The 25,724-nt window shown below is 70.7% G+C and carries 24 protein-coding genes; 16 read left to right on the top strand and 8 right to left on the bottom strand.

Going from position 1 to position 25,724, the window contains the following annotated elements; all coding sequences use genetic code 11:
- Positions 1–10: 10 nt before the first annotated feature.
- On the bottom strand, positions 11–757 hold the full coding sequence (locus ACIPJI_RS01205) for a TipAS antibiotic-recognition domain-containing protein (protein ID WP_402243787.1): 747 nt from the start codon (positions 755–757) through the stop codon (positions 11–13).
- Between the two features lie 194 nt (positions 758–951).
- Here ACIPJI_RS01205 and ACIPJI_RS01200 point away from each other — a divergent pair, with 194 nt between their 5' ends.
- The 3 genes from ACIPJI_RS01200 (at position 952) to tesB (ending at position 3,616) form a co-directional block, all read left to right on the top strand.
- Entirely contained in the window at positions 952–1,386 is a 435-nt protein-coding gene (locus ACIPJI_RS01200) for a hypothetical protein (protein ID WP_402243786.1), read from the top strand.
- Between the two features lie 189 nt (positions 1,387–1,575).
- Complete coding sequence (locus ACIPJI_RS01195) at positions 1,576–2,733, top strand: acyl-CoA dehydrogenase family protein (RefSeq protein WP_307706535.1); 1,158 nt, start codon at positions 1,576–1,578, stop codon at positions 2,731–2,733.
- A 10-nt stretch (positions 2,734–2,743) separates the two neighbouring features.
- A complete protein-coding gene (gene tesB / locus ACIPJI_RS01190; RefSeq protein ID WP_307706536.1) occupies positions 2,744–3,616 on the top strand; it encodes an acyl-CoA thioesterase II in 873 nt (290 codons plus the stop codon).
- A gap of 29 nt (positions 3,617–3,645) precedes the next feature.
- Here the strand turns inward: tesB and ACIPJI_RS01185 are convergent, their stop codons facing one another.
- The 4 genes from ACIPJI_RS01185 to ACIPJI_RS01170 form a co-directional block, all read right to left on the bottom strand.
- Complete coding sequence (locus tag ACIPJI_RS01185) at positions 3,646–3,987, bottom strand: helix-turn-helix domain-containing protein (RefSeq protein WP_402243784.1); 342 nt, start codon at positions 3,985–3,987, stop codon at positions 3,646–3,648.
- On the bottom strand, positions 3,984–4,370 hold the full coding sequence (locus ACIPJI_RS01180; RefSeq protein ID WP_402243783.1) for a type II toxin-antitoxin system RelE/ParE family toxin: 387 nt from the start codon (positions 4,368–4,370) through the stop codon (positions 3,984–3,986). The genes ACIPJI_RS01185 and ACIPJI_RS01180 overlap by 4 nt, the downstream gene beginning before the upstream one ends.
- A gap of 87 nt (positions 4,371–4,457) precedes the next feature.
- Entirely contained in the window at positions 4,458–5,555 is a 1,098-nt protein-coding gene (locus tag ACIPJI_RS01175; RefSeq protein WP_356623046.1) for a histidine kinase, read from the bottom strand.
- Positions 5,552–6,232, bottom strand: a complete 681-nt coding sequence (locus tag ACIPJI_RS01170; RefSeq protein ID WP_402243781.1) for a response regulator — start codon at positions 6,230–6,232, stop codon at positions 5,552–5,554. The genes ACIPJI_RS01175 and ACIPJI_RS01170 overlap by 4 nt, the downstream gene beginning before the upstream one ends.
- A gap of 154 nt (positions 6,233–6,386) precedes the next feature.
- On the opposite strand from ACIPJI_RS01170, the gene ACIPJI_RS01165 reads away from it, so the two are divergent.
- Complete coding sequence (locus ACIPJI_RS01165) at positions 6,387–6,680, top strand: hypothetical protein (RefSeq protein ID WP_356623049.1); 294 nt, start codon at positions 6,387–6,389, stop codon at positions 6,678–6,680.
- Between the two features lie 96 nt (positions 6,681–6,776).
- On the opposite strand, the gene ACIPJI_RS01160 is transcribed toward ACIPJI_RS01165, so the two are convergent.
- Both ACIPJI_RS01160 and ACIPJI_RS01155 read right to left on the bottom strand, forming a co-directional pair.
- On the bottom strand, positions 6,777–7,565 hold the full coding sequence (locus ACIPJI_RS01160; protein WP_189467656.1) for a phosphatase: 789 nt from the start codon (positions 7,563–7,565) through the stop codon (positions 6,777–6,779).
- A 166-nt stretch (positions 7,566–7,731) separates the two neighbouring features.
- Positions 7,732–8,325: a TetR/AcrR family transcriptional regulator gene (locus ACIPJI_RS01155; protein WP_037774606.1), complete on the bottom strand. Its 594-nt coding sequence runs from the start codon at positions 8,323–8,325 to the stop codon at positions 7,732–7,734.
- 88 nt (positions 8,326–8,413) lie between these two features.
- Between ACIPJI_RS01155 and ACIPJI_RS01150 the strand changes: the two genes are divergently transcribed.
- From ACIPJI_RS01150 to ACIPJI_RS01105, 10 genes are all read left to right on the top strand, one after another.
- Positions 8,414–10,030, top strand: coding sequence for a carboxyl transferase domain-containing protein (locus ACIPJI_RS01150; RefSeq protein WP_402243780.1), 1,617 nt, complete (start codon positions 8,414–8,416; stop codon positions 10,028–10,030).
- A 13-nt stretch (positions 10,031–10,043) separates the two neighbouring features.
- A complete protein-coding gene (locus ACIPJI_RS01145; RefSeq protein ID WP_402243779.1) occupies positions 10,044–12,044 on the top strand; it encodes an acetyl-CoA carboxylase biotin carboxylase subunit in 2,001 nt (666 codons plus the stop codon).
- Positions 12,041–12,985: a hydroxymethylglutaryl-CoA lyase gene (locus ACIPJI_RS01140; protein WP_307706544.1), complete on the top strand. Its 945-nt coding sequence runs from the start codon at positions 12,041–12,043 to the stop codon at positions 12,983–12,985. Before ACIPJI_RS01145 ends, ACIPJI_RS01140 begins: the two co-directional genes overlap by 4 nt.
- A 7-nt stretch (positions 12,986–12,992) precedes the next feature.
- Positions 12,993–14,153 (top strand): acyl-CoA dehydrogenase family protein, encoded by a 1,161-nt coding sequence (locus ACIPJI_RS01135; RefSeq protein WP_307706545.1) that lies wholly within the window; start codon positions 12,993–12,995, stop codon positions 14,151–14,153.
- Positions 14,154–14,332: 179 nt separating this feature from the next.
- Positions 14,333–15,364: an ABC transporter substrate-binding protein gene (locus ACIPJI_RS01130; protein ID WP_402243777.1), complete on the top strand. Its 1,032-nt coding sequence runs from the start codon at positions 14,333–14,335 to the stop codon at positions 15,362–15,364.
- Between the two features lie 2 nt (positions 15,365–15,366).
- Positions 15,367–16,218, top strand: coding sequence for a siderophore-interacting protein (locus ACIPJI_RS01125; RefSeq protein WP_402243775.1), 852 nt, complete (start codon positions 15,367–15,369; stop codon positions 16,216–16,218).
- Between the two features lie 191 nt (positions 16,219–16,409).
- A complete protein-coding gene (locus tag ACIPJI_RS01120) occupies positions 16,410–17,852 on the top strand; it encodes a pyridoxal phosphate-dependent decarboxylase family protein (RefSeq protein ID WP_402243774.1) in 1,443 nt (480 codons plus the stop codon).
- Entirely contained in the window at positions 17,836–19,095 is a 1,260-nt protein-coding gene (locus ACIPJI_RS01115; RefSeq protein WP_356623059.1) for a lysine N(6)-hydroxylase/L-ornithine N(5)-oxygenase family protein, read from the top strand. The genes ACIPJI_RS01120 and ACIPJI_RS01115 overlap by 17 nt, the downstream gene beginning before the upstream one ends.
- Positions 19,092–19,643, top strand: a complete 552-nt coding sequence (locus ACIPJI_RS01110) for a GNAT family N-acetyltransferase (RefSeq protein ID WP_307706550.1) — start codon at positions 19,092–19,094, stop codon at positions 19,641–19,643. Before ACIPJI_RS01115 ends, ACIPJI_RS01110 begins: the two co-directional genes overlap by 4 nt.
- Positions 19,640–21,412 (top strand): IucA/IucC family siderophore biosynthesis protein, encoded by a 1,773-nt coding sequence (locus ACIPJI_RS01105; protein WP_356623061.1) that lies wholly within the window; start codon positions 19,640–19,642, stop codon positions 21,410–21,412. The genes ACIPJI_RS01110 and ACIPJI_RS01105 overlap by 4 nt, the downstream gene beginning before the upstream one ends.
- Before the next feature lie 100 nt (positions 21,413–21,512).
- Here the strand turns inward: ACIPJI_RS01105 and ACIPJI_RS01100 are convergent, their stop codons facing one another.
- The gene (locus ACIPJI_RS01100; protein ID WP_402243772.1) at positions 21,513–23,129 is read right to left on the bottom strand and encodes a beta-N-acetylhexosaminidase; all 1,617 of its coding nucleotides are present in this window, start codon (positions 23,127–23,129) and stop codon (positions 21,513–21,515) included.
- Between the two features lie 334 nt (positions 23,130–23,463).
- On the opposite strand from ACIPJI_RS01100, the gene ACIPJI_RS01095 reads away from it, so the two are divergent.
- Both ACIPJI_RS01095 and glmS read left to right on the top strand, forming a co-directional pair.
- Entirely contained in the window at positions 23,464–23,730 is a 267-nt protein-coding gene (locus tag ACIPJI_RS01095) for a hypothetical protein (protein ID WP_005317253.1), read from the top strand.
- A gap of 53 nt (positions 23,731–23,783) precedes the next feature.
- Positions 23,784–25,601, top strand: coding sequence for a glutamine--fructose-6-phosphate transaminase (isomerizing) (gene glmS / locus ACIPJI_RS01090; protein ID WP_307706553.1), 1,818 nt, complete (start codon positions 23,784–23,786; stop codon positions 25,599–25,601).
- Positions 25,602–25,724: the final 123 nt, after the last annotated feature.

The raw sequence follows: 25,724 nt of genomic DNA, 5'->3' as shown, positions 1-25,724 counted from the left end.
GCACCGTTCCTCAATCGGTCAGATGCCGCTCCGCGTAGACCTTGAGAGCGTCGCGGATGAACACGGCGGCTCCCTCGGCGTGCTGGTCGTACAGCGCGGTGAACCGGGGGTCGGCGACATAGAGTTCGCCCAGACCGATGACGTACGAGCGGCTGACCGGCACCGGTCCGGACAGCCACTCGCAGTGGCGCCGGGCGATGTCCCGCACCTCGTCGTCCTCCGCGGTCTTCCCGGATTCGAAGGCGGCGACGAAGTCCCGCGAGATCGCCTCCTGGCGCTCCTTGAAGTCCCGCTTCTCCTCGTCCGTGAGCGAACGCCACCAGCGGTCGCCGTTCACATAGGCCTCACGGCCCCAGCGCTCGGTGACCTCCTGCTCGTACTGCGTGTGGTCGAAGCCGTCCAGCACTTCCTCGGGCATGAGCTGCACTCCTCTCGTCGTCTTGTCGAGAGTGGTCCGCACCGCGGCGATCTGCCGGCCGATGCGCTCGCGCTCCTGTTCCAGCAACTCCAGGTGCGTCCGCAGGGCGGCGGCGGTCTCCTGCTGCCCCGCGAGCACCTCGGCGATCGCCGGCAGAGAGAGCCCGAGTCGGCGCAGCAGCAGGATCCGCTGCAGGCGCACGAGCTCGTCCTGGCCGTAGTAGCGGTAGCCGTTGATTCCGACCCGGCTCGGCTCGAGCAGCCCGAGTTCGCCGTAGTGCCGCAGCGTCCGGCTCGTCGTACCGGCGCGCCGCGTGATGTCCTGGATCGACCACTCCATGCGTGGACGGTAGAAGTTGACGTTACGTAAAGGTCAACCCGTTTCCCGCGCGGGGCCCTGGCCGGCGTTCGTCACGGATCTGAAGCGCTCCGGGCAGCGGGAGGGGCAGACCCGAAACGTTGACCGGCCGGGGGAACCGCCGTAGCGTTCGTCGCACAAACGGACAAATCACTCATCGGTCGGAGCGTGGGCCCATGCACATAACCCGCCGCAGGACCGGCACCCTCGCCGGCACCGCCCTTCTGGCAACCTGCCTGCTCTCGACGCTTTCGGCCTGCGGGTCCGAGACCTCCGCACCCCGGCCGCCGGCCGACCTCCCCAAGGTCTCCTTGCAGGTCGGGAACGCCCCGCTGGGGAAGGCCCTGGCGACCCAGGCCACGGCCCAGAGCGCAGCGGCGGAGGAGGCCGCGGCGAAGAAGCAGTGCACCACGGACCCGGCCGACCGCCAGAACTGCCGTAACCCCGGCGGCACGATCGACCCCGACGGCGGGGACGTCGACGGAGACGGCGTGTTCGAGGACAACGAGCCGGTCGGCCCCGCGTACAAGGACCCCCGCGCCTACGACGGCGGCAAGACGTCCGGCGAGACGCAGTGCGAGTGGTTGCGCTCGCAGGGAATCGCCTGCTGAGAGCGCCCGCAGCCCGCGCGCACAGCCCGACACGGCAACGCCCCCGCCCTTGCGGCGGGGGCGTCGTCACGCCGGTACGTGCTCAGCATCACTATGGACACTTTCAACAACCCCCCGGTAACTTAGGCTGAGCAAGCGCTTAGCCATGTGCAGCGTGCCCACACAGTCACCGTCACCGAGGAGGCGTCCGTGCGCCGGACCGTATTCAACGAGGACCACGAGGCGTTCCGGGACACCATCCGCGCCTTCATCGAGGCCGAGGTCGTCCCCGTCTACGACGAGTGGTTCGCTGCCGGCCAGGCGCCGCGCGACTTCTACTACAAGCTCGGCGAGCTGGGCATCTTCGGCATCAACGTGCCCGAGGAGTTCGGCGGCGCGGGCCTGGACACGCACAAGTTCGAGGCCGTCCTCTACGAGGAGACCGCCCGCGCGGGCGTCCAGTTCGGCGGCTCCGGTGTGCACGTGCTGCTCGCCCTCCCCTACATCAAGCTGCTCGCCACCGACGAGCAGAAGAAGCGCTACCTGACGAAGTTCGTCACCGGCGAAGAGATGTGGGCGCTGGCGATGACCGAGCCGGGCACCGGCTCCGACGTCGCGGGCATGAAGACCACCGCCAAGCTCTCCGAGGACGGCACGCACTACGTCCTCAACGGCGCCAAGACCTTCATCACCGGCGGTGTGCACGCCGACCGTGTGATCGTCTGCGCCCGCACGTCCGCCCCGCGCGAGGACGACCGCCGCTTCGGCATCTCCCTGTTCGCCGTGGACACCAAGGCAGAGGGCTACTCCGTCGGCCGCAAGCTGGACAAGCTGGGCCTGCGCACCTCCGACACCGCCGAGCTGGCCTTCGTCGACGTCAAGGTCCCGGTCGAGGACCTGCTCGGCGAGGAGAACAAGGGCTTCTACTACCTCGGCCAGAACCTGCCGTCCGAGCGCTGGGGCATCGCGTTCGGCGCGTACGCCCAGGCCAAGGCCGCCATCCGGTTCGCCCAGCAGTACGTGACCGACCGTACGGTCTTCGGCAAGCCGGTCGCCTCGTTCCAGAACACCAAGTTCGAGCTGGCCGCCTGCCAGGCCGAGGTGGACGCCGCGGAAGCCGTCGCCGACCGCGCGCTGGAAGCGCTGGACGCCGGCGAGCTGACCGCCGCCGAGGCCGCTTCCGCGAAGCTGTTCTGCACCGAGGTCGCCCACCGCGTCATCGACCGCTGCCTCCAGCTCCACGGCGGCTACGGCTACATGAACGAGTACCCGATCGCCCGTCTGTACGCCGACAACCGCGTCAACCGCATCTACGGCGGCACCAGCGAGGTCATGAAGTCCATCATCGCCAAGTCGATGGGCCTGTAGGTTCCCTGAAGTGAACCAGGCGCTCGACGAACTGCTCGATCTGCTCGACCTGGAGCAGATCGAGCAGAACATCTTCCGGGGAAGCTCCCGTTCGGCCGTGGTCCCGCGCGTCTTCGGCGGGCAGGTCGCCGCGCAGGCGCTGGTCGCCGCGGGCCGGACGGCCCCGGCGGACCGCACGGCGCACTCGCTGCACTCGTACTTCCTGCGCATGGGCGACCCGGGCGCCCCGATCGTCTACACGGTCGACCGCATCCGCGACGGACGGTCGTTCACGACCCGACGGGTGGTCGCGGTCCAGCACGGCCAGCCGATCTTCCACCTCTCCGCGTCGTTCCAGACGCCCGAGGAGGGCCTGGAGCACCAGGCGGAGATGCCTGACGCGCCGGACCCGGAATCGCTGCCGACGGCCGCCGAGATGCTGCCGCGTTACGCGGACCGCTTCGTCGACCCCGGCGTGGTGGACCGGCTCCTCGAGGCGCGGGCGGCGGTCGACCTGCGTTACGTGGACGAGCCGCCGTACGCCACGGCGGGGCGACCGCGCGAGCCGCGCTCCCAGGTCTGGTTCCGCGCGAACGGCAAGCTCGCCGACGACTCGCTGCTGCACGTCTGCCTCGCGACGTACGTCTCCGACATGACGCTGCTCGACTCGGTCCTGCTCGCCCACGGGCGGGGCGGCTGGGCGGTCGGGGACGTCGTGGGAGCGTCACTCGACCACGCGATGTGGTTCCACCGGCCGTTCCGCGCGGACGAATGGCTCCTGTACGACCAGCAGTCGCCGTCCGCCTCCGGCGGCCGGGGCCTGGGCCAGGCCCGTATCTACACCCAGGACGGGCAGCTGGCGATCTCGGTCATCCAGGAGGGCGTGGTCCGCGTCCCGCGCTGACCGCGCACGGCGCGCGCCCCGGCCGGCGGTCAGGCGGCCGGGGCGTGCGCCGCGAACACCACCTTCGACGTGTCACCGTCGAGCTCCAGACTGAGCGTCGCGTCGAGCGCGCGGGCGAGTCGGGCGAGCAGCGGCAGGGTGGGCATGGTGCCGCCGAGCTCCAGCTTGGAGACCTGGGGCTGGGTCATCTCGGCGCGCTTGGCGAGCTCGGTCTGGGAGATCCCGAGCTCGGTCCGCCGGTCGTAGACGGCCTGCCCGAGATCGAATGCCAGGCGGATCTCCTCGCGCCGCCTTGCAATCTCGGGGCTCTCGCTGATGCCCCTGGCGATCTCCTTGTCGCGGGCAAGCTTCCATCGTGCGTGGCTTGTCATCGAGACCGTCCCTCCGTGATGACGCGGGTGAATTCCTCGTGTGCCGGTTCGTGTTCGGCCTGACATACGGCCTGAGCACGCCGGGCGCGGGCGACTTCGGCGTCCTCCCGCTGCCGGTTCTTGCGAAACACGGTCAGCAGGACGATCCGACGCCCTGGCGCAAGCCAGTAAGACAGCCGTACGGCGTCACGATTGTGCCCAAGGTCGAAGCGCAACTCGCGCACGCGGCCGCCCAGATGCCGGGAGTACGGCTCACCGAGCGTCGTCGCGTTGCAGGCGAGGCGCACGACGATGTGCTCGACGATGAGGTACTCGCGGTCCGGAAGGTTGGCGAGCCACAGCCTGACCTCGGGTTCGATCTCGACGGCATAAGGATCTTCCATACAGCCGAACGTATATATCTCTGAGTGTATGCCACGGGTGAAGTCGCAGGAAGTCCACCAACCGTGTGAAACCGACTCCCCAGTTGACTACTTCCCTCCGTGCACCGGCAGCTCCGCCCCGGGACCGGCCGCCGTAGGCACCGGCAGTGTCGCGGCCAGGGCGAAGCCGCCGGCCGGGGTCGGACCGGCCGTGAGGGTGCCGCCGAGGGCCGCCGTGCGGGTGCGCAGGCCGGAGAGGCCGTGGCCGCCGAGGTCGGGGGGCGGGCAGGGGCCCTGCGGCGGGTCGTTGTGGACGGCGACGAGCAGGGAGTGCCCGCTGCGGCGCACCGTCACCCGGGCGGCGGCGCCAGGAGCGTGGCGGCGGATGTTGGTCAGGCCCTCCTGGACGATGCGGTAGGCGGCGTGCTCGACCGCCGGAGGGCAGTCGCCGGCGTCCAGGTGCACCGCCTCGACGAGGTCGCGCGCCGCATCCAGGAGCTCCGGGAGCTGCGCGAGGCCCGGGCCGTCGTGGCGGATGGCCCGTCGCAGGTCGGCCGCGGCGCGACGGCTGAGCTCCCCCAGGGCGGCGGCCTCCTCCCGGTACGGGGCCGAGTCGGCGGCCGCGGCGAGCCCGCTGCAGCGCAGGCTGATCAGGCTCAGGTGGTGGGCCGCCGTGTCGTGGACGTCCCTGGCCAGCCGTTCGCGTTCCCGCAGTGCGGCCTGTTCGGCGGCGTACCGGCGCTCACGTTCGCGGGAGAGCGCCAGTTCGGCGAGGCGGGCGGCGAGCTCGGCGCGGGCGCGACCGAGCAGGCCGAGCGCGGCGGGGGCGACGGCGAGCAGCCCGGCGAGCAGGACGCCGAGGGTGGTCTCCGGCAGCGACCAGGCGTATCCGTCCAGGTCCCGCCAGGGCACGAACGCCACGACGGCGACGGCGGCCGAGGCGGCGACCACCTCGCCGCGGCCGCGCTGGGACGCGGCCAGCGCGTGCAGCGCGCACATGGCGGGCAGCCACAGCACGCCGGTGGCGAGCGTCGGCAGCGTGAGGGCGAAGACCGTACGGGGGAAGCGCCCACGCAGGACGAGCAGGCCCGCTGCGGCGAGCGCGCCGACGGCCATCCAGTCCTCCAGCCAGACCCGGGTGGCCAGTGCCTCCGCGACCGCGGCGGCGACGACGAGGGCTTGACCGGCCCAGTACCGGGCGCTCATCCCGGTCCCTGCCCGCCCGTGGCGCGGTGGACGACCGCGGCGAGGCCGACCCGGCTGCTGACGGCGAGCTTCCGCTTCAGCGAGCCGATGTGTGTCTTGACCGTGGTCACCCCCATGCCGAGGTGTGTGGCGATGTCGGTGTTGGACAGTCCTGCCGCGATCAGGGTGAGGACCTCACGCTCACGCGTGGTGAGGCCGGCGAGGTCGTCGGACGCCCGGGGCGGAGCGGGGGCGGGGGGACCGGCCGTGAACCGGGCCAGTACGGCGGCACTGCCGGGCGGTGTGCAGATCACCCCGCCGGCGGCGAGGAGGCGCACCGCGTCCACGAACAGGCGTGGTTCCGTGGTCTTGAGCAGGAACCCGGACGCGCCGTCCCGCAGGGCGCGCTCGACGTGGTCGGCGCGGTCGAGGGCGGTGAGCATGGCCACCACGGGCGGGGCGGGCAGTGCCCGCACGCCGCGCAGTACGTCGAGGCCGGAGGCTCCGGGCATGTCGATGTCCAGCAGGACCACGTCGGGGGCGAGTCGCCGGGCCGTTTCGAGGGCGTCGGGGCCGTCGCAGGTGGCGGCGACGGTGACGGCGTCGGCCGAGTCGAGGAGCCGTTGCAGCGCGGTGCGTACCAGTTCCTCGTCGTCGACGACGAGCACACGCACCGGCGGCCTCAAGTCGTAGTGCAAAGGTCGTCCTGTGGTCTGAGCGATGGCGTGCCTGCGGCTGCGAGCCTGGATGCAGATCCTAGGACGCCACAAGCGCCCGTCCGGATCCCCGGGGGCTGGACCAACCCCCGGGACCACGCTGCCCGGGCCGCCGGGCCGGTGTCCGAAGGGATCAGTGAGTGCGGTGCCGCAGGCCGAGGAGGAACCGTCGTACGCCGATGAGTCGGCGAACGACGCGGCCGGCACCGCGGCCTGGGCGACGGCGTCGCCCGGTGCCCGGGCGATGTGGACCGCCGGCGGCGCAGTACTGATCGTCGGCTCGGTGGTGCTGTTCCTGATCCTGCGCGAGCGGCTGATCGACCTCGGGACCGGATGGCGGTACGTCCTGGCGCTGGGCCTGCGGGGCTCGCTCTCCCTGCTGCTGCTCGGTGGGACGTACTGCGTGGTGCGGGGCCTCTGGCGCCGCTGACCCCGGCGGGGGTCGCGGTGGGGGTGGCCGCGGTGGGGGCCGCGGCGATGTCCAGGACGTGATGCCGGCGGGGGCCGCAGGGGGCCGCCGCCGGTGTCACAGCTCGTGGGTGAGGCCCGCCGCGTCGAGCAGGTATGCCGTCATCGGGTCGTAGAAACGCGGGTCGGTGACGTGGTCGTCGAGGGGGACGGTCACCTGGAGCGTGCCCTCCGCCTCGCCGATGAACAGCGCCGGGTCGTTGCAGTCCGCGTATCCGATGGAGTCCAGCCCGCGCTGGCCCGCGCAGCCGGCCCAGCCGTGGTCGGCCACGACGAGGTCGGGCAGCGGCCTGCCCTCGTGCGCCATGGCGTCCAGGATCGCGGCCATCGGGGCCGGCGAGTGGGTGTGCCACAGGGTCGCGCCCCGCTCGAGCATGGCGACGTCGGCGAACTGGAAGACCATGCCCTCGTCGGCGATCAGACCGCCCGGGATCCGCACGATCTCGCAGCCGGCCGCGCGCAGCGCGGCGGCCGTGGCGCGGTGCACGTCCAGCAGCCCGCCGGGGTGCCCGGTCGCGAACAGCACCCGCTCCTTCGCGTCGGCCGCCTTGCGCAGCCGCGCGGCCATGCGTTCGAGCGCGTCGACGGTCAGCTCGGGGTCGATGGTGTCCTGTCCCTGCCGGTGTCCGGGGTCGTCGCTGACACCGCACCGCTCCGCCATGACGGCGAGCACGTCCTGCTCGTCGCTCCAGCGGTCCCCGAGTTCGAGGCCGAGCCAGTAGTGCCGGTCACCGTTGGCGAGCTTGCGGTAGTGGGAGAGGTTGTTGTCGCGCGGAGTGGCGACGTCTCCGGCGATACGTGAGCGGACGAGGTGGTCGACGAGAGCGGCACGGCTGGGTATCGGCATGGACCCATTGTGCCGTGGGGTGAGCGGAGCGTGTCGACCGTATTGCCCGCTGGGACGTGCCCCACGACCTGCGGCGTGCCGTGCGCCGGTGCGCCCCCACCCCGCGTGGCCCGCCGCACCCCGGTGCGCCCCACACCCTGCCGGTCCACCGCCGCCGGTGCGCCCGTCAGCCCGCGAGCGAGGCCAGGGCCCCGTGTGCCAGACGGCGCAGCAGGTCCTCCGTCGCCGCGCGGCCCAGAGGGCCGCCGCCGTTCGCCCCCAGGTGCGGGGTGGAATTCAGCAGGCCGAAGACCGCGTGCACCGCCGCCCGCGCCTCGGACTCCGCGACCTCGGGGTGGAGCTCACGGACCACGGTCACCCACAGCTCCACGTACTGGCGCTGGAGCTGGCGAACCAGTTTGCGGTCACTGTCCCGGAGGCGGTCCAGCTCCCGGTCGTGCAGGGTGATCAGGGGGCGGTCGTCGAGGGCGAAGTCGATGTGACCGTCGATGAGGGACGCGAGCACCGACTCCGGCCCGGTGCCCGCCTCCTCGACCCGCAGCCGCCCCCCGTCCAGGAGGCGCTCACTGATGCCGACCAGCAGCTCCGCCAGCATGGCGTCCTTGCCTGCGAAGTGGCGGTACAGACCAGGGCCGCTGATGCCGACCGCGGCTCCTATCTCGTCGACGCCCACGCCGTGGAAGCCGCGCTCTGCGAAGAGGCGGGCGGCCTCCTTGAGGATCTGCTCACGGCGGGTCGGGGCCGCGGTCCTGGTGCTCATGAACATTCATTCTAGACAGGGCGGTTAGCGGTCGTTAACCTGGACGCAACACGTTAACGCTCATTAACCGAGCAAGGGAGCTCGATCAATGCAGCAGGCACCAGTGCTGGCGAGCGCCGCGGACCCGGCCTCCGAGGCCTGGCAGGCCAATGAGGCGGCACACCAGGAGCTCGCCGACGGTCTGCGGTCCCGTCTCGCGGCTGCCCGCCTCGGCGGCGGCGAGAAGGCGCGCGCCCGCCACACGGCGCGCGGCAAGCTGCTGCCCCGGGAGCGGGTCGACAACCTGCTCGACCCGGGGTCGCCGTTCCTCGAGCTGGCCCCGCTCGCGGCCGAGGGGATGTACGGGGGGCAGGCCCCGGCCGCCGGCGTGATCGCCGGGATCGGCAGGGTCAGCGGCCGTGAGGTCGTGGTCGTCGCCAACGACGCCACCGTCAAGGGCGGGACGTACTACCCGATGACGGTGAAGAAGCACCTGCGGGCGCAGGAGGTGGCGCTGGAGAACCGCCTCCCCTGTGTCTATCTGGTGGACTCGGGCGGCGCGTTCCTGCCGATGCAGGACGAGGTGTTCCCCGACCGCGACCACTTCGGGCGGATCTTCTACAACCAGGCCCGGATGTCCGGCGCGGGGATCCCGCAGATCGCGGCGGTGCTGGGCTCGTGCACGGCGGGCGGCGCGTACGTCCCGGCGATGAGCGACGAGGCCGTGATCGTCCGCAACCAGGGCACCATCTTCCTGGGCGGTCCGCCACTGGTGAAGGCCGCGACCGGCGAGGTCGTCACCGCGGAGGAGCTCGGCGGCGGCGAGGTCCACTCCCGCGTCTCCGGCGTGACCGACCACCTCGCCGAGGACGACGCGCACGCGCTGCGGATCGTCAGGAACATCGTGGCGACGCTCCCCGCGCGCGGCCCGCTGCCCTGGCAGGTCGAGCCCGCGGAGGAGCCGAAGGTCGACCCGGCGGGGCTGTACGGGGCGGTGCCGGTCGACTCCCGCACGCCCTACGACGCCCGCGAGATCATCGCCCGCGTCGTGGACGCCTCCCGCTTCCAGGAGTTCAAGGCCGAGTTCGGCCAGACGCTGGTCACCGGCTTCGCCCGGATCCACGGTCATCCGGTCGGCATCGTCGCCAACAACGGCATCCTGTTCGCCGAGTCCGCCCAGAAGGGCGCGCACTTCATCGAGCTCTGCGACCAGCGCGGCATCCCGCTCCTCTTCCTGCAGAACATCTCCGGCTTCATGGTCGGCAAGGACTACGAGGCGGGCGGCATCGCCAAGCACGGCGCCAAGATGGTCACCGCGGTGGCCTGCACCAGGGTGCCGAAGATGACCGTGGTCGTCGGCGGTTCGTACGGCGCGGGCAACTACTCGATGTGCGGCCGGGCGTACAGCCCCCGCTTCCTGTGGATGTGGCCCAACGCCAAGATCTCGGTCATGGGCGGCGAGCAGGCCGCGTCCGTGCTGGCCACCGTCAAGCGGGACCAGCTCGAGGGCCGCGGCGAGGAGTGGTCCGCCGAGGAGGAAGAGACCTTCAAGGATCCGATCCGCGCCCAGTACGAACAGCAGGGCAACGCCTACTACGCGACGGCCCGCCTCTGGGACGACGGCGTGATCGACCCGATGGAGACCCGGCAGGTGCTGGGGCTCGCTCTGACCGCCTGTGCCAACGCCCCGTTGGGAGACGCCGGCTTCGGCGTCTTCCGGATGTGAGGGACCTTCCACGATGACGATGTTCGACACCGTTCTGGTGGCCAACAGGGGCGAGATCGCCGTACGGGTCATCCGCACCCTGCGGTCCCTCGGCGTGCGCTCCGTGGCCGTCTTCAGCGACGCCGACGCCGGGGCGCGCCATGTGCGCGAGGCCGACACGGCCGTCCGCATCGGCCCGGCGCCGGCCGCCGAGAGCTATCTCTCCATCGAGAGGCTGCTCGACGCCGCGACCCGTACCGGCGCGCAGGCCGTGCACCCGGGCTACGGCTTCCTCGCGGAGAACGCGGGCTTCGCCGAGGCCTGCGCGGAGGCGGGGCTGGTCTTCATCGGACCGCCGCCGTCCGCGATCTCCCTCATGGGGGACAAGATCCGCGCCAAGGAGACGGTGCGGGCGGCCGGTGTCCCGGTCGTGCCCGGATCGTCCGGCAGCGGGCTGAGCGACGAGGAACTGGCCGCCGCCGCACGCGAGATCGGCATGCCGGTGCTGCTCAAGCCCTCGGCGGGCGGCGGCGGCAAGGGCATGCGCCTCACCCGCGTGGAGTCCGCCCTGATGGACGAGATCGCGGCGGCCCGGCGCGAGGCACGTGCCTCCTTCGGCGACGACACGCTGCTCGTCGAGCGCTGGATCGACCGTCCGCGGCACATCGAGATCCAGGTGCTGGCCGACGGCCACGGCAATGTCGTCCACCTCGGCGAGCGCGAGTGCTCGCTCCAGCGCCGCCACCAGAAGATCATCGAGGAGGCGCCGTCCGTCCTGCTGGACGAGGCGACGCGGGCCGCGATGGGTGAGGCGGCCGTGCAGGCCGCCCGCTCCTGCGGCTACCGCGGGGCGGGCACGGTGGAGTTCATCGTGCCGGGCACGGACCCCTCTCAGTACTACTTCATGGAGATGAACACCCGTCTCCAGGTCGAGCACCCGGTCACCGAGCTGATCACGGGACTGGACCTGGTGGAGTGGCAGCTACGGGTCGCGGCCGGCGAACGGCTGACGTTCACGCAGGACGACATCACCCTCACGGGCCACGCGATCGAGGCCCGGATCTGCGCCGAGGACCCCTCCCGGGGCTTCCTTCCCTCCGGCGGCACGGTCCTGAGGCTCCAGGAGCCGCAGGGCGAGGGGGTGCGCACCGACTCGGGCCTCAGCGAAGGCTCGGAGGTCGGCAGCCTGTACGACCCGATGCTCTCGAAGGTCATCGCGTACGGCCCCGACCGCCCCACCGCCCTGCGCAAGCTGCGTGCCGCCCTGGCCGACACGGTGACGCTGGGCGTCCCGACGAACGCCGGCTTCCTGCGCCGGCTGCTGGCCCACCCGGCGGTCGTCTCCGGCGAGATGGACACCGGCCTGGTGGAGCGCGAGGCGGAGGGCCTGGTCCCGGCCGGCGTGCCGGACGAGGTGTACGAGGCCGCGGCGGCGGTCCGCGCCGCCGCGCTGGCGCCGCGCCCGGACGGCGCCGGCTGGACCGACCCGTTCTCCGTGCCGACCGGCTGGCGGATGGGCGGCGAACCGGCCCCGCTCGCCTTCCCGTTGCGCGTGCCCGGCTCGGACCCGGTCGACCACGCCGTCCGCCGGCAGGCGACGCCCCGGGTGGAGGCGCACACGGTCTCCGTGGAGATGCACGGCGTCACGCACACCTTCCACCGGGCGGGCGACTGGCTCGGCCGGGAGGGCGACTCCTGGCACGTCATGGACCACGACCCCGTCGAGGCGTCCCTGAGCGGCGCCGCCCGTTCGGGGGTGGACACCCTCGCGGCGCCGATGCCGGGCACCGTCACCGTCGTCAAGGTCGCCGTGGGTGACGTGGTGGCCGCCGGGCAGAGCCTGCTCGTGGTCGAGGCCATGAAGATGGAGCACGTGATCTCCGCCCCGCACGCGGGGACCGTCACGGAGCTCGATGTGACCGCGGGCTCGACCGTCGCCATGGACCAGGTGCTCGCCGTGGTCACCCCTGAAGAGACCGGAGAGGCCGCAGGAAGCGGCACGACCGGCACGACCGGCGGGGAGGTCACCGCATGACCGGCACCGAAGGACTGCCGATGACCGTCCACGGCCAGGGACTTCCCGACCGTGTACGCATCCATGAGGTCGGTCCCCGCGACGGCCTGCAGAACGAGAAGTCGGTGGTGCCGACGGAGGTCAAGGCGGAGTTCATCCGCCGCCTCGCCGGATCGGGGCTGACCACCGTCGAGGCGACGAGCTTCGTCCACCCCAAGTGGGTGCCCCAACTGGCCGACGCGGAGAAGCTGTTCCCGCTGGTGCGCTCCCTGGCCGGCGTGCGGCTGCCGGTCCTGGTCCCCAACGACCGGGGCCTGGACCGGGCGCTCGGCCTCGGCGCCCGCGAGGTCGCCGTGTTCGCCAGCGCCACGGAGTCGTTCGCCAAGGCCAATCTCAACCGCACGGTCGACGAGGCGCTCGCCATGTTCGAGCCGGTCGTGACCAGGGCCGTGGAGCACGGCCTGCGGGTGCGCGGCTATCTGAGCATGTGCTTCGGCGACCCGTGGGAGGGTCCCGTGCCCCTCACGCAGGTCGTCCGCGTCTGCCGCAGGCTGGCCGACATGGGCTGCGACGAGCTGAGCCTCGGCGACACGATCGGTGTCGCCACACCCGGCCATGTGGCGGCCCTGCTCACCGAGCTGGCCGCAGCCGGGGTCCCGGCCGACCGGCTCGCCGTGCACTTCCACGACACGTACGGCCAGGCTCTCGCCAACACCTTCGCGGCGCTCCAGCACGGCGTCAGCGTCGTCGACTCGTCCGCGGGCGGCCTCGGCGGCTGCCCGTACGCGAAGAGCGCGACCGGAAACCTCGCCACCGAGGACCTCGTGTGGATGCTTCACGGCCTCGGCATCGAAACCGGGGTCGATCTCGGCCGGCTCACCGCCACGAGCGTGTGGATGGCCGAACAGCTGGGCCGCCCCAGCCCTTCCCGTACCGTCCGCGCCCTCTCCCACAAGGAGTGACCCCCTGATGTCCCTGGACCACCGGCTGTCAGCCGAGCACGAGGAACTCCGCCGCACGGTCGAGCAGTTCGCCCACGACGTGATAGCCCCGAAGATCGGCGACTTCTACGAGCGGCACGAGTTCCCGTACGAGATCGTCCGTGAGATGGGCCGTATGGGCCTGTTCGGGCTGCCCTTCCCCGAGGAGTACGGGGGCATGGGCGGCGACTATCTGGCGCTCGGAATCGCCCTGGAGGAGCTGGCCCGCGTCGACTCCTCCGTGGCCATCACCCTGGAGGCGGGCGTCTCGCTGGGCGCGATGCCGATCCATCTCTTCGGCACCGAGGAGCAGAAGCGGCAGTGGCTGCCGCGGCTGTGCTCCGGTGAGCTGCTGGGCGCCTTCGGCCTGACGGAGCCGGACGGCGGTTCCGACGCCGGCGGCACCAGGACCACCGCCGTACGGGACGGCGACGAGTGGGTCATCAACGGCTCCAAGTGCTTCATCACCAACTCGGGCACCGACATCACCGGTCTGGTCACCGTCACCGCGGTGACGGGCCGTAAGGAGGACGGGCGCCCGGAGATCTCCGCGATCATCGTCCCCTCCGGCACACCGGGATTCACGGTGGCCGCCCCCTACTCCAAGGTCGGGTGGAACGCCTCCGACACCCGCGAGCTGTCCTTCGCCGACGTCCGTGTCCCGGTCGCCAACCTGCTCGGCGAAGAAGGCCGCGGGTACGCGCAGTTCCTGCGCATCCTCGACGAGGGCCGTATCGCCATCTCGGCGCTGGCGACCGGCCTCGCGCAGGGCTGTGTGGACGAGTCCGTGAAGTACGCGCAGGAGCGGCACGCTTTCGGCAGGCCGATCGGGTCGAACCAGGCCATCCAGTTCAAGATCGCGGACATGGAGATGAAGGCCCATATGGCGCGCGTCGGCTGGCGGGACGCTGCGTCGAGGCTGGTGCACGGCGAGCCGTTCAAGAAGGAGGCTGCCGTCGCCAAGCTGTACTCGTCGACGGTCGCGGTGGACAACGCCCGTGAGGCGACCCAGATCCACGGCGGCTACGGCTTCATGAACGAGTATCCGGTGGCCCGCATGTGGCGCGACTCGAAGATCCTGGAGATCGGCGAGGGCACGAGCGAGGTCCAGCGGATGCTGATCGCAAGGGAGTTGGGCCTCACCGGCTGACCTGGGGCTCATCGCGGCGCGCGGCACCCTGACGGGGCCGCGCGCCGCCGCGTGTTCAAGGTCACGCCGCGCTCGCGCCCCGGGTGCCCGACCGGCCCTGGACAACTTCTGAGGTTAGGCTAACCTACCTTCGAAACCTGCCAGTGGCCTATTCGGCACGTACGAAAGCGGACACCACCATGCCCAACGCCCGAGCTTCCCATCTCACTCGACGCGGCCTGCTCTCCGCCGGCGGCGCCCTCGGGCTCGGCGTGGCGCTCGCCGCGTGCGGCCAGGAGACGAAGGGCAAGAAGGGCGACTCCGACAAGGCCGCCCCGAAGTCCGGCCCTTGGTCCTTCACCGACGACCGCGGCCAGAAGTCCGAGTCGAAGGCCGCCCCGAAGAACATCGTCGCCTTCACCGGCACCGCCGCCGCCCTGTTCGACTACGGGGTCGAGGTCACCGGCGTGTTCGGCCCGACCAAGACCGCCGACGGCAAGGCCGACGTCCAGGCCGGCGACATGGACATCACCAAGCTCGAGATCCTGGGCAACGTCTGGGGCGAGTTCAACGTCGAGAAGTACGCGGCGCTCGCGCCGGAGCTGCTGGTGACGGACATGTGGGAGAAGGACGCCCTCTGGTACGTGCCGGACCAGTCCAAGGACAAGATCCTCAAGCTGGCCCCGAGCGTCGCCCTGTGGGCCGCCCAGATCAACATGCCGGGCGCCCTCCAGCGCCGCGCGGACCTCGCGGAGTCCCTGGGCGCCGACATGAAGGCCAAGAAGGTCACCGATGCCAAGGCCCGCTTCGAGAAGGCCGCGGAGCGGCTGCGCCAGGCCGCCAAGGCCAAGCCGAACCTGAAGGTCCTCATCGGCTCCGGCAGCCAGGACCTCTTCTACGTCTCCGTCCCGAAGATGTCGGCGGACACGCTCTACTTCCAGGAGCTCGGCGTGAAGTTCGTCGAGCCCGAGCCGAACGCCCAGGGCTTCTTCGAGGAGCTCAGCTGGGAGAACGCCGCCAAGTACGGGGCCGACATCATCATGCTGGACAACCGCACCGGCACCCTGCAGCCCGACACCCTGAAGGCCAAGCCCACCTGGGCCGGTCTCCCCGCGGTGAAGGCCGGTCAGGTCGTGCCGCGTGTCACCGAGCCGATCTACTCCTACGACAAGTGCGCGCCGATCCTCGAGGACCTCGCGAAGGCCATCGAGAACGCGAAGAAGGTCTCCTGACGATGACGACCGAGGCCGAGATCGCCCCGTTCCGTTTCTTCGACCTGCAGGTTGCGCGGACAAGGCGGCTCGGCCCGTCGCTCGTCCGGGTCACCTTCACCGGGCAGGTGGAGGACGGCCTGCGGGACTTCGTGGCCGGCGGCCGCGACCAGTCCCTGTCGCTGTTCCTTCCGCACCCGGGCCAGCCGGCCCCGGTCGTCCCCGTCGACGCGGGCGACGGAGCCGCCATCTTCGCCGCGTGGCGTGCGCTGCCCGACGACGTACGGGCCGTGATGCGCTCGTACACGGTGCGGGAGCAGCGCGTCGAGGACGGCGAGGTGGACATCGACTTCGCCGTGCACGAGGACGGCGGCCCGGCCTGTCGCTGGGCGCTGGCAGCAGAGCCCGGTCACAAGGTGATGGTGCTCGGCCCCGCGGTCGCCGACAACACCGGCGTGCGCTGCCGGCCGCCCGAGGACACCGACTGGGTGCTGATCTGGGCGGACGAGACGGCGCTGCCCGCCGCCTCGGCGATCCTGGAGTGGCTGCCCGCCGGCCGGAAGGCCAAGGTCTGGCTGGAGGTGCCGCAGGCCGGTGACCGGCTGCCGCTCAAGACCGACGCGGACGCCGACATCACCTGGCTCGTCCGGGACGAGGGCGCGCCGTCGGCCGTGGAGGCCGTCGCCGCCGCCGAGTTGCCCGATGGCGTCGGCTACGCCTGGATCGCGGGCGAGTCCGGCAGCATCAAGGCGCTGCGGCGCCATCTGGTGAACGACCGCGAGTTCGACCGCCGGAAGGTCACCTTCGTCGGCTACTGGAAGCGCGGCGTGAGCGAGGACGGGCTCCGCGAGGAACCGGCCGAAGAGGTCGAGTGAACCGCGCCTGCCCCAACTGACCGTAGCTGGACGGTCATTGTGTGATCACCGACATAACGGTTGTGCCCCGAGGGGGGCGAGGGACTTCTGGTGTCTGAGTTAGGTTAGGCTTACCTTACTTAGGCGTCGCCCTCGCCCCCTCTTCCTGTCCCCTGAGGCGCGACCAGGTCCCCGCCACGGGAGGACATTGCATGCGCTCGCACCTGCTCAATGACATGACGGCGGAGCATTACCGGCGCTCCGTGACCGAAGGAGTCGAGCGGGTGGCGAACCGACTCGCCACGACCCGACGGCCGTTCACCGGAGTCACCCCCGACCAGCTCGCCCCGGTCGTCTCCGCGATCGACCTCGACCGGCCGCTCAAAGACGCCTCCGCCGCCCTGGACGAGCTGGAGGACGTGTACCTCCGGGACGCCGTCTACTTCCACTCCCCCCGCTACCTCGCCCACCTCAACTGCCCGGTCGTCATCCCGGCCGTGCTCGGCGAGGCGGTCCTCTCCGCGGTCAACTCCTCCCTGGACACCTGGGACCAGAGCGCCGGCGGCACCCTCATCGAGCGGCGCCTGATCGACTGGACCACGCAGCGGATCGGTCTCGGCCCCGCCGCGGACGGCGTGTTCACCAGCGGCGGCACCCAGTCCAACCTCCAGGCCCTGCTGCTGGCCCGCCAGGAGGCCAAGACCACCGACCTGGCGAAACTGCGCATCTTCAGCTCCGAGTGCAGCCACTTCAGCGTCCAGAAGTCCGCCACCCTCCTCGGGCTCGGCCCCGAGGCCGTCGTCTCGATCCCCGTGGACCGCGACAAGCGGATGCAGACAGTGGCGCTCGCCGCGGAGCTGGAGCGCTGCCGCGCCGAGGGCCTCGTCCCCATGGCCGTCGTCGCGACCGCGGGCACCACGGACTTCGGCTCCATCGACCCGCTGCCGGAGATCGCCGAGCTCGCGGGGCTGTACGAGACCTGGATGCACGTCGACGCCGCCTACGGCTGCGGACTGCTGGCCTCGCCCACCCGCCGCCACCTCCTCGACGGCATCGAGCACGCCGACTCCGTCACCGTCGACTACCACAAGTCGTTCTTCCAGCCGGTGAGTTCGTCGGCGGTACTGGTGCGGGACGCGGCCACGCTGCGCCACGCCACCTACCACGCCGACTACCTCAACCCGCGCCGCACCGTGGAAGAGCGCATACCGAACCAGGTCGACAAGTCCCTGCAGACGACCCGGCGCTTCGACGCGCTCAAGCTGTGGATGACGCTGCGGGTGATGGGCGCCGACGGTGTGGGGCAGCTCTTCGACGAGGTGTGCGACCTCGCCGCCGCCGGCTGGGAGCTGCTCGCCGCCGACCCGCGCTACGACGTGGTCGTGCGGCCGCAGCTGTCCACCCTGGTCTACCGCTACATCCCGCGGTCCGTCACGGACCCCGCCCTGATCGACCGGGCCAACCTGTACGCCCGCAAGGCGCTGTTCGCGTCGGGCGAGGCCGTGGTCGCCGGCACCAAGGTCGGCGGGCGCCAGTACCTGAAGTTCACCCTGCTCAATCCCGAGACGACGACCGAAGACATTGCCGCCGTCCTCGACCTGATCGCCGGCCACGCCGAGCAGTTCCTTGGAGAGAACCTTGTCCACGCCTCTTGATTTCATCGGTATCGGACTGGGTCCGTTCAACCTCGGTCTCGCCTGCCTGACCGAGCCGATCGACGAGCTGAACGGCCTGTTCCTGGAGTCCAAGCCGGACTTCGAATGGCACTCGGGGATGTTCCTGGAAGGCGCCCATCTCCAGACGCCCTTCATGTCGGACCTGGTCACCCTCGCCGACCCGACCTCGCCCTACTCGTTCCTGAACTACCTCAAGGACAAGGGCAGGCTGTACTCGTTCTACATCCGGGAGAACTTCTACCCGCTGCGGACCGAGTACAACGACTACTGCCGGTGGGCCGCCGCCCGGCTGAGCAGCATCCGCTTCAACACCACCGTCACCTCTGTGTCGTACGACGAAGAGGGCGAGGTGTACGTGGTGCGCACCGCCGACGACGCATTCACGGCCCGCCGTCTCGTCCTCGGCACCGGCACCCCGCCGTACATCCCCGAGGCCTGCCAGGGCCTCGGCGGGGACATGCTGCACAACTCGCGCTACCTGGACCACAAGGAGGCGCTGCAGAAGAAGGAGTCGATCACCCTCGTCGGCAGCGGCCAGAGCGCGGCGGAGATCTACTACGACCTGCTGTCCGAGATCGACGTGCACGGCTACCGGCTCAACTGGGTGACCCGCTCCCCGCGCTTCTTCCCGCTGGAGTACACCAAGCTGACGCTGGAGATGACCTCCCCGGAGTACATCGACTACTTCCACGCGCTGCCGGAGGAGACCCGCTACAGACTCGAGTCCCAGCAGAAGGGCCTGTTCAAGGGCATCGACTCGGAGCTGATCGACGCGATCTTCGACCTGCTCTACCAGAAGAACCTGAAGGGCCCGGTCCCCACCCGGCTGCTGACGAACTCGGCGCTGCGGACCGCCTCGTACGAGGACGGCACCTACACGCTGGGGCTCCGCCAGGAGGAGCAGGGCAAGGACTACGAGCTGCACACCGAGGGCCTGATCCTGGCCACCGGCTACCGGTACGTCACCCCCGCCTTCCTGGAGCCCGTCGCCGACCGGATCCGGTTCGACGGCCACGGCCGCTTCGACGTCGCCCGCAACTACTCCATCGACACGGCCGGCCGGGAGATCTTCCTGCAGAACGCGGGCGTGCACACCCACTCGATCACCTCGCCCGACCTGGGCATGGGCGCCTACCGAAACGCCTACATCATCGGCGAGCTGCTGGGCAGCGAGTACTACGCCGTAGAGAAGTCCATCGCGTTCCAGGAGTTCGCTGTATGAGCACCACCACCGCCGTCGGTTCCCTCACCGTCCGGCCTCTCGACCCCCTGGCGGACGCCGAGCTGCTGCACAGCTGGGTCACCCACCCGAAGGCCGCGTTCTGGATGATGCAGGACGCGAAACTCCAGGACGTCGAGCGCGAGTACATGCGCATAGCGGCGCACGAGCACCACCACGCGTTCATAGGCCTCCACGACGGCGAGCCCGCGTTCCTGATGGAGAGCTACGACCCGCGGTACGTGGAGCTCGTCGGCCTGTACGACCCGGAGCCCGGCGACGTCGGCATGCACTTCCTCGTCGCGCCGACCGACCGGCCCGTGCACGGCTTCACCCTCGCCGTGATCACCGCCGTGATGCGGGAGCTGTTCGCCGATCCGGCGACCAGGCGGGTCGTCGTCGAGCCGGACGTCGGCAACTCGGCCGTGCACCGGCTCAACGAGGCCGTCGGCTTCGTCGCCGCCGAGAAGATAGTGAAGCCCGAGAAAGAGGCTCTGCTGAGCTTCTGCACCCGCGAGCAGTTCGAGGCGGCCACGGGGGTGACCCGATGAACCCTGTGGCCCACCTCACGCCGGACCGCTGGGCGCACGCCAACAGGCTCCTCGTCCGCAAGGCCCTCGCCGAGTTCACCCACGAGCGGCTGCTGACCCCCGAGCACCTCGGCGACGGCGCCTACCGCCTGGTCGCGGACGACGGCGCGACCGAGTACCGCTTCACCGCCCGACGCTTCGCCCTCGACCACTGGCAGGTGGCCGCCGAGTCGATCAGCCGCCACCGCGACGGCGCGCGGCTGCCGCTGGACGCGCTCGAGTTCGTCATCGAGATGCGGGGCTCCCTCGGGCTCAGTGACGAGATCCTGCCCGTGTACCTGGAGGAGATCTCCTCCACCCTCTCCGGCACGGCGTACAAGTCGACGAAACCGCGGGTCGCGGCCGCCGAGCTGGCCAAGGCGGACTTCCAGGCGATCGAGACCGGCATGACGGAGGGCCACCCCTGCTTCGTCGCCAACAACGGCCGGCTCGGCTTCGGCATCGACGAGTACCACGCCTACGCCCCGGAGGCCGCGAACCCCCTCCGGCTGGTGTGGCTGGCGGCCCGCCGCGACCGCGCCGCGTTCACCGCCGGCGCGGGCATCGACTACGAGACCTTCATCCGGGCCGAGCTCGGCGACGACACCGTGGACCGCTTCGCCAAGACCCTCGCGGACCAGGGCCTCGATCTCGCCGACCACCTGCTCATCCCGGCCCACCCCTGGCAGTGGTGGAACAAGCTGTCCGTGACCTTCGCCGCCGAGATCGCCCAGCAGCGGCTGGTGTACCTGGGCGAGGGCGACGACCGCTACCTGGCGCAGCAGTCCATCCGGACGTTCTTCAACACCGACGCCCCGGCCAAGCACTATGTGAAGACGGCCCTGTCCGTCCTCAACATGGGCTTCATGCGCGGCCTCTCCGCCGCGTACATGGAGGCGACGCCGGCCATCAACGACTGGCTGGCCGGGCTGATCGACGGCGACGACGTGCTGAAGGCCGCCCGCTTCTCGATCATCCGCGAGCGTGCGGCCGTGGGCTACCGCCACCTCGAGTACGAGGCCGCGACCGACCGGTACTCCCCCTACCGCAAGATGCTCGCCGCCCTGTGGCGCGAGAGCCCGGTGGCATCCCTGGAGGACGGCGAGCGGCTCGCCACCATGGCGTCCCTGCTGCACGTCGACCACGAGGGCGCGTCGTTCGCGGGCGCACTGATCGCCGAGTCGGGCCTGGCTCCCACCGAGTGGCTGCGCGGCTACCTGGACGCCTATCTGCTGCCGGTGCTGCACAGCTTCTACGCCTACGACCTGGTCTTCATGCCGCACGGCGAGAACGTCATCCTGGCGCTCGGCGAGAACGGCACGGTCCGGCGGGCGATCTTCAAGGACATCGCGGAGGAGATCGCGGTGATGGACCCGGACGCGGTGCTGCCGCCGTCCGTCGACCGGATCCGGGTGGAGGTGCCGGAGGAGACGAAGATCCTCTCGATCTTCACGGACGTCTTCGACTGCTTCTTCCGCTTCCTCGGCGCGACACTCGCCGAGGAGGAGGTGCTCTGCGAGGACGACTTCTGGCGCACGGTCGCCGAGTGCGTCCGCGCCTACCAGCGGTCGGTGCCGGAGCTGGCGGACAAGTTCGCGCAGTACGACATGTTCGCGGACGAGTTCGCGCTGTCCTGCCTGAACCGGCTCCAGCTGCGCAACAACCGGCAGATGGTGGACCTGGCCGACCCGTCGGCCGCGCTCCAGTTCGTCGGCACGCTGACGAACCCGATCGCACGGTTCGCCTCCTAGGCCTTCCTCGGAACCTCAGGAGCGGGCCGGCGGCCGAGAAACGGCCGGTGCCCGGCGGGATACGGTCCCTCCCGCCGGGCGCCGGTTCCTCACCCGACGCTCACCGCGCCGGCCATGGCACCTGCGGCGAGCGGTAGAAGTCGATGCCGAGCGCCGACAGCCGCGGCCCCTGCGCCGCGAGCCGCACCTTGTAGGTGTCCCAGTCGTGCGTGGACGCCGGTGACCAGCCCAGCTCCGCGACACCGGGCAGACGCGGGAACGCCATCTTGTCGATGTGCGCGTCGGTGGAGACGGTCTCCGTCCACAGAGGCGCCTCGACGCCACGGACGGCACTCGCGGGCGCGCCCGGCAGGTAGGTGCCCGGGTCCCAGTCGTAGGACCTGCGCACCTCGACGTAACCGGCCCAGGCGAGGCCCAGTTCGGTGTTCTTGTCGTACTTCATGTCGAGGTAGACCCGGTCGGCCGGCGAGAGGATCAGTCCGGTGCCGTTCTTCGCGGCCTCCGCGACCCGCGCCTTCTCGGCCTGGCTCGTGCCGTCGAGGCCCCAGTACTGCGCCAGGGCGCCCTTCTGCGGGCTCGCGCCGGTCAACTGGTGCCAGCCGATGACGGTCTTGCCGTACTTGGCGACGATCGGCTGCACCCTGTTCATGAACGCCACGTAGTCCTCGTGGCTGGTGGAGTGCGCCTCGTCCCCGCCGATGTGGATATACCTCCCCGGCGTGAGCGCGGCCACCTCCCGGATCACGTCGTCCACGAAGTCGTACGTCAGCTCCTTGCGCACGCACAGCGAGCTGAAGCCGACGGCCGTGCCCGTGTAGAGCGGCGGGGCCACGCCGTCGCAGTTGAGCTCGGCGTACGAGGCCAGGGCGGCGTTGGTGTGCCCCGGCATGTCGATCTCCGGCACGACCTCCAGATAGCGGGAGGAGGCGTACCGGACGATCTCGTTGTACTGGGCCTTGGTGTAGTGACCGCCGGGCCCGCCGCCGACCTGGGTGGAGCCGCCGTACGTGGCCAGCCGCGGCCACGAGTCGATCGCGATGCGCCAGCCCTGGTCGTCGGAGAGATGGAGATGGAGCGTGTTGATCTTGTAGAGGGCGAGATGGTCGATGTAGCGCTTGACCTGCTCGACGGTGAGGAAGTGCCGCGAGACGTCGAGCATCGCGCCCCGGTGTGCGTAGCGCGGGACGTCGGTGATCGTGCCGCCCGCGACCTGCCACGGGCCGCCGCGGGGAGAGTCCGCCTCGATCGCGGCGGGCAGCAGCTGACGCAGCGTCTGCACACCGTGGAAGAGGCCGGCGGGCCGGTGCGCGGTGATGGTGAGCCCGCCGTGGGCGGACCTCAGGCGGTAGCCCTCGTCGCCCAGGGCGCTCTCCCCGGCGCTGAGCCGCAGGCTGATCGACCTGGCCGCGGGCCGGGTGGTGATCGGCAGGGCGTACCCGGTCGACGGGCGCAGCACCTCGGCGAGGCGCTCCGCGACGGCGTGCGCCTCGGGTGAGGCGTCGGTGCGGATCGTCGTACCTGCGGTCAGGGTGTAGGGGGCGCCTCCCGGCTCGGCGGAGGCGGGTGCGGGGACGATCTGGCCGAGCGGCCGGACGGTGGCGGCGCTGTCGGCGCCGGAGGCCGCCGCCGGGCCCGAGGCGACGGCGCCGGAGAGGGCGGCGGCCGTGACAAGCAACAGTGAACCGAGGAGACGGGGAATCGGTCTGGGCTGACTCACAGGCTGGGTCCCTTCGACGGGGTTTTCGTCTGTGCGCAGAGCAACCGCTCGATCACCATGCGTACCGTGCGCCTCAACTGCGGTCAAGGTGTAGACCACTTACGCCTGCCACGGACGCGGAAATCGTCCGTCGGCGGAAATCGTCCGGACGGGCCCGCTCGCGCCGATCGCGGCGGCGCTGGACGCCGATTCGCCGCCCGGGGGCGGTGCGGCACCGCGGAGCGGACCGTCCACGGACAGATGTGAGCTATCTCCTGCCCGGAATCGGGCAGGATTCTTGCGAAGAGCAGCGCCCACGCTCCAATATCTACGGGTGCTCGAACCTCGCCCGTCTGTGCGCCTGTCGCACGACGACCTCATCGACCACCTGGTGCGCAGCACCGCGCTCCAGCGCGGTGAAGCCGCCCGGGTGGTGCTCGATGTACTGGCGTACTTCGACGAGACGACCGAGGAGTTCGTCCGCCGCCGCCATCGCGAACTGAAGTCCGGCGGCGCGGTGAACACCGAGATCTTCGAGCGGATCGCGGCCGAACTGCCGCACCGCGCCGTGGCGCCGCCGGAGCTCTCGCTCCGCCAGCTGCGCCGCATGGTCTACGGCTGAGCAGCCCCACCGGGGCCGGGCACACTTCTGATCTATGGAGGGGCAGAAACTTTATGTGTGGAATTGTCGGATACATCGGCAAGCGTGACGTTGCTCCGCTGCTGCTGGAAGGTCTGCAGCGGCTGGAGTACCGCGGCTACGACTCCGCGGGCGTGGTCATCAGCAGCCCCAAGTCCCCCGGGCTGAAGATGGTCAAGGCCAAGGGCCGGGTGCGTGACCTCGAGGCCCGCGTCCCCAAGCGCTTCGCCGGCACCACCGGCATCGCCCACACCCGCTGGGCCACCCACGGCGCCCCCAGCGACATCAACTCCCACCCGCACCTGGACCCGGAGAACAACGTCGCCGTCGTCCACAACGGCATCGTGGACAACGCCGCCGAGCTGCGGGTCAAGCTGGAGGCGGACGGAGTCGTCTTCGCCTCCGAGACCGACACCGAGGTCATCACCCACCTGATCGCCCGCTCCCAGGCCACCACCCTGGAGGAGAAGGTCCGCGAGGCCCTCAAGGTGATCGAGGGCACCTACGGCATCGCCGTGATGCACGCCGACTTCGCCGACCGCATCGTGGTGGCCCGCAACGGCTCCCCCGTCGTCCTCGGCATCGGCGAGAAGGAGATGTTCGTCGCCTCCGACGTCGCCGCCCTGGTCGCCCACACCCGCCAGATCGTCACCCTCGACGACGGCGAGATGGCCACCCTGAAGGCCGACGACTTCCGCACCTACACGACCACGGGCGCGTCCACCACCGCCACCCCGGAGACCGTCGAGTGGGAGGCCGCCTCCTACGACATGGGCGGCCACGACACGTACATGCACAAGGAGATCTCCGAGCAGCCCGACGCGGTCGACCGTGTCCTGCGCGGCCGGATCGACGACCGGTTCAACACCGTGCACCTGGGCGGCCTGAACCTGGACGCCCGTGAGGCGCGCGGCATCCGCCGCGTGAAGATCCTCGGCTGCGGCACCTCCTACCACGCGGGCCTGATCGGCGCCGGACTCATCGAGTCCCTCGCCCGTATCCCCGCCGACGCCGAGCCGGCCTCCGAATTCCGCTACCGCAACCCGGTCGTGGACCCCGACACCCTGTACATCGCGGTCTCCCAGTCCGGCGAGACCTACGACGTCCTCGCGGCCGTCCAGGAGCTCAAGCGCAAGGGCGCCCGCGTCCTCGGCGTGGTCAACGTCGTCGGCTCCGCCATCGCCCGTGAGGCCGACGGCGGCACGTACGTCCACGCCGGCCCCGAGGTGTGCGTCGTCTCCACGAAGTGCTTCACCAACACGGTCGTCGCCTTCGCCCTGCTCGCCCTGCACCTGGGCCGCATCCGCGACCTGTCCGTCGCCGAGGGCAAGCGGATCATCGAGGGCCTGCGCAAGCTTCCCGCACAGATCAGCGAGATCCTCGAGTCCGAGGACGAGATCAAGAAGCTGGCCGAGCAGTACGCGGACGCCAAGTCGATGATGTTCATCGGCCGGGTGCGCGGCTACCCGGTGGCGCTCGAGGCCTCCCTGAAGCTCAAGGAGATCTCCTACATCCACGCCGAGGCCTACCCGGCCTCCGAGCTCAAGCACGGCCCCCTCGCGCTCATCGAGCCCGCGCTGCCCACCGTGGCGATCGTGCCGGACGACGAGCTGCTGGAGAAGAACCGGGCCGCGCTCGAGGAGATCAAGGCGCGCAGCGGCCGCATCCTCGCCGTCGCCCACCGCGAGCAGGAGAAGGCCGACCACACCATCGTGGTGCCGAAGAACGAGGACGAGCTGGACCCGATCCTGATGGGCATCCCGCTCCAGCTCCTCGCCTACCACACGGCGCTGGCCCTGGGCCGGGACATCGACAAGCCGCGTAACCTCGCCAAGTCCGTCACCGTCGAGTAGGCGACGACCGCGGGACCGCTTCATGAGGAACGCCCCCTGTGTGTGCCACCGTGCACACAGGGGGCGTTCCCTTTTCATCGGGCGGGCGCGACCCGGAGCGCCGCCCGTGGAGCTGCCGTGAGG

Source organism: Streptomyces sp. NPDC086835 (assembly GCF_044745705.1).
Taxonomy (GTDB): domain Bacteria; phylum Actinomycetota; class Actinomycetes; order Streptomycetales; family Streptomycetaceae; genus Streptomyces.
Note: the sequence above shows the minus strand (reverse complement) of the source record. Positions and strands in the feature narration are given on the sequence as shown.

Bases quoted from the DNA above. Each gene is read 5' to 3' on its own strand.
- ACIPJI_RS01205 (WP_402243787.1), bottom strand. From the start codon at position 757: ATGGAGTGGTCGATCCAGGACATCACGCGGCGCGCCGGTACGACGAGC.
- ACIPJI_RS01200 (WP_402243786.1), top strand. From the start codon at position 952: ATGCACATAACCCGCCGCAGGACCGGCACCCTCGCCGGCACCGCCCTT.
- ACIPJI_RS01185 (WP_402243784.1), bottom strand. From the start codon at position 3,987: ATGACAAGCCACGCACGATGGAAGCTTGCCCGCGACAAGGAGATCGCC.
- ACIPJI_RS01180 (WP_402243783.1), bottom strand. From the start codon at position 4,370: ATGGAAGATCCTTATGCCGTCGAGATCGAACCCGAGGTCAGGCTGTGG.
- ACIPJI_RS01175 (WP_356623046.1), bottom strand. From the start codon at position 5,555: ATGAGCGCCCGGTACTGGGCCGGTCAAGCCCTCGTCGTCGCCGCCGCG.
- ACIPJI_RS01160 (WP_189467656.1), bottom strand. From the start codon at position 7,565: ATGCCGATACCCAGCCGTGCCGCTCTCGTCGACCACCTCGTCCGCTCA.
- ACIPJI_RS01155 (WP_037774606.1), bottom strand. From the start codon at position 8,325: ATGAGCACCAGGACCGCGGCCCCGACCCGCCGTGAGCAGATCCTCAAG.
- ACIPJI_RS01150 (WP_402243780.1), top strand. From the start codon at position 8,414: ATGCAGCAGGCACCAGTGCTGGCGAGCGCCGCGGACCCGGCCTCCGAG.
- ACIPJI_RS01145 (WP_402243779.1), top strand. From the start codon at position 10,044: ATGACGATGTTCGACACCGTTCTGGTGGCCAACAGGGGCGAGATCGCC.
- ACIPJI_RS01140 (WP_307706544.1), top strand. From the start codon at position 12,041: ATGACCGGCACCGAAGGACTGCCGATGACCGTCCACGGCCAGGGACTT.
- ACIPJI_RS01135 (WP_307706545.1), top strand. From the start codon at position 12,993: ATGTCCCTGGACCACCGGCTGTCAGCCGAGCACGAGGAACTCCGCCGC.
- ACIPJI_RS01130 (WP_402243777.1), top strand. From the start codon at position 14,333: ATGCCCAACGCCCGAGCTTCCCATCTCACTCGACGCGGCCTGCTCTCC.
- ACIPJI_RS01125 (WP_402243775.1), top strand. From the start codon at position 15,367: ATGACGACCGAGGCCGAGATCGCCCCGTTCCGTTTCTTCGACCTGCAG.
- ACIPJI_RS01120 (WP_402243774.1), top strand. From the start codon at position 16,410: ATGCGCTCGCACCTGCTCAATGACATGACGGCGGAGCATTACCGGCGC.
- ACIPJI_RS01110 (WP_307706550.1), top strand. From the start codon at position 19,092: ATGAGCACCACCACCGCCGTCGGTTCCCTCACCGTCCGGCCTCTCGAC.
- ACIPJI_RS01105 (WP_356623061.1), top strand. From the start codon at position 19,640: ATGAACCCTGTGGCCCACCTCACGCCGGACCGCTGGGCGCACGCCAAC.
- glmS (WP_307706553.1), top strand. From the start codon at position 23,784: ATGTGTGGAATTGTCGGATACATCGGCAAGCGTGACGTTGCTCCGCTG.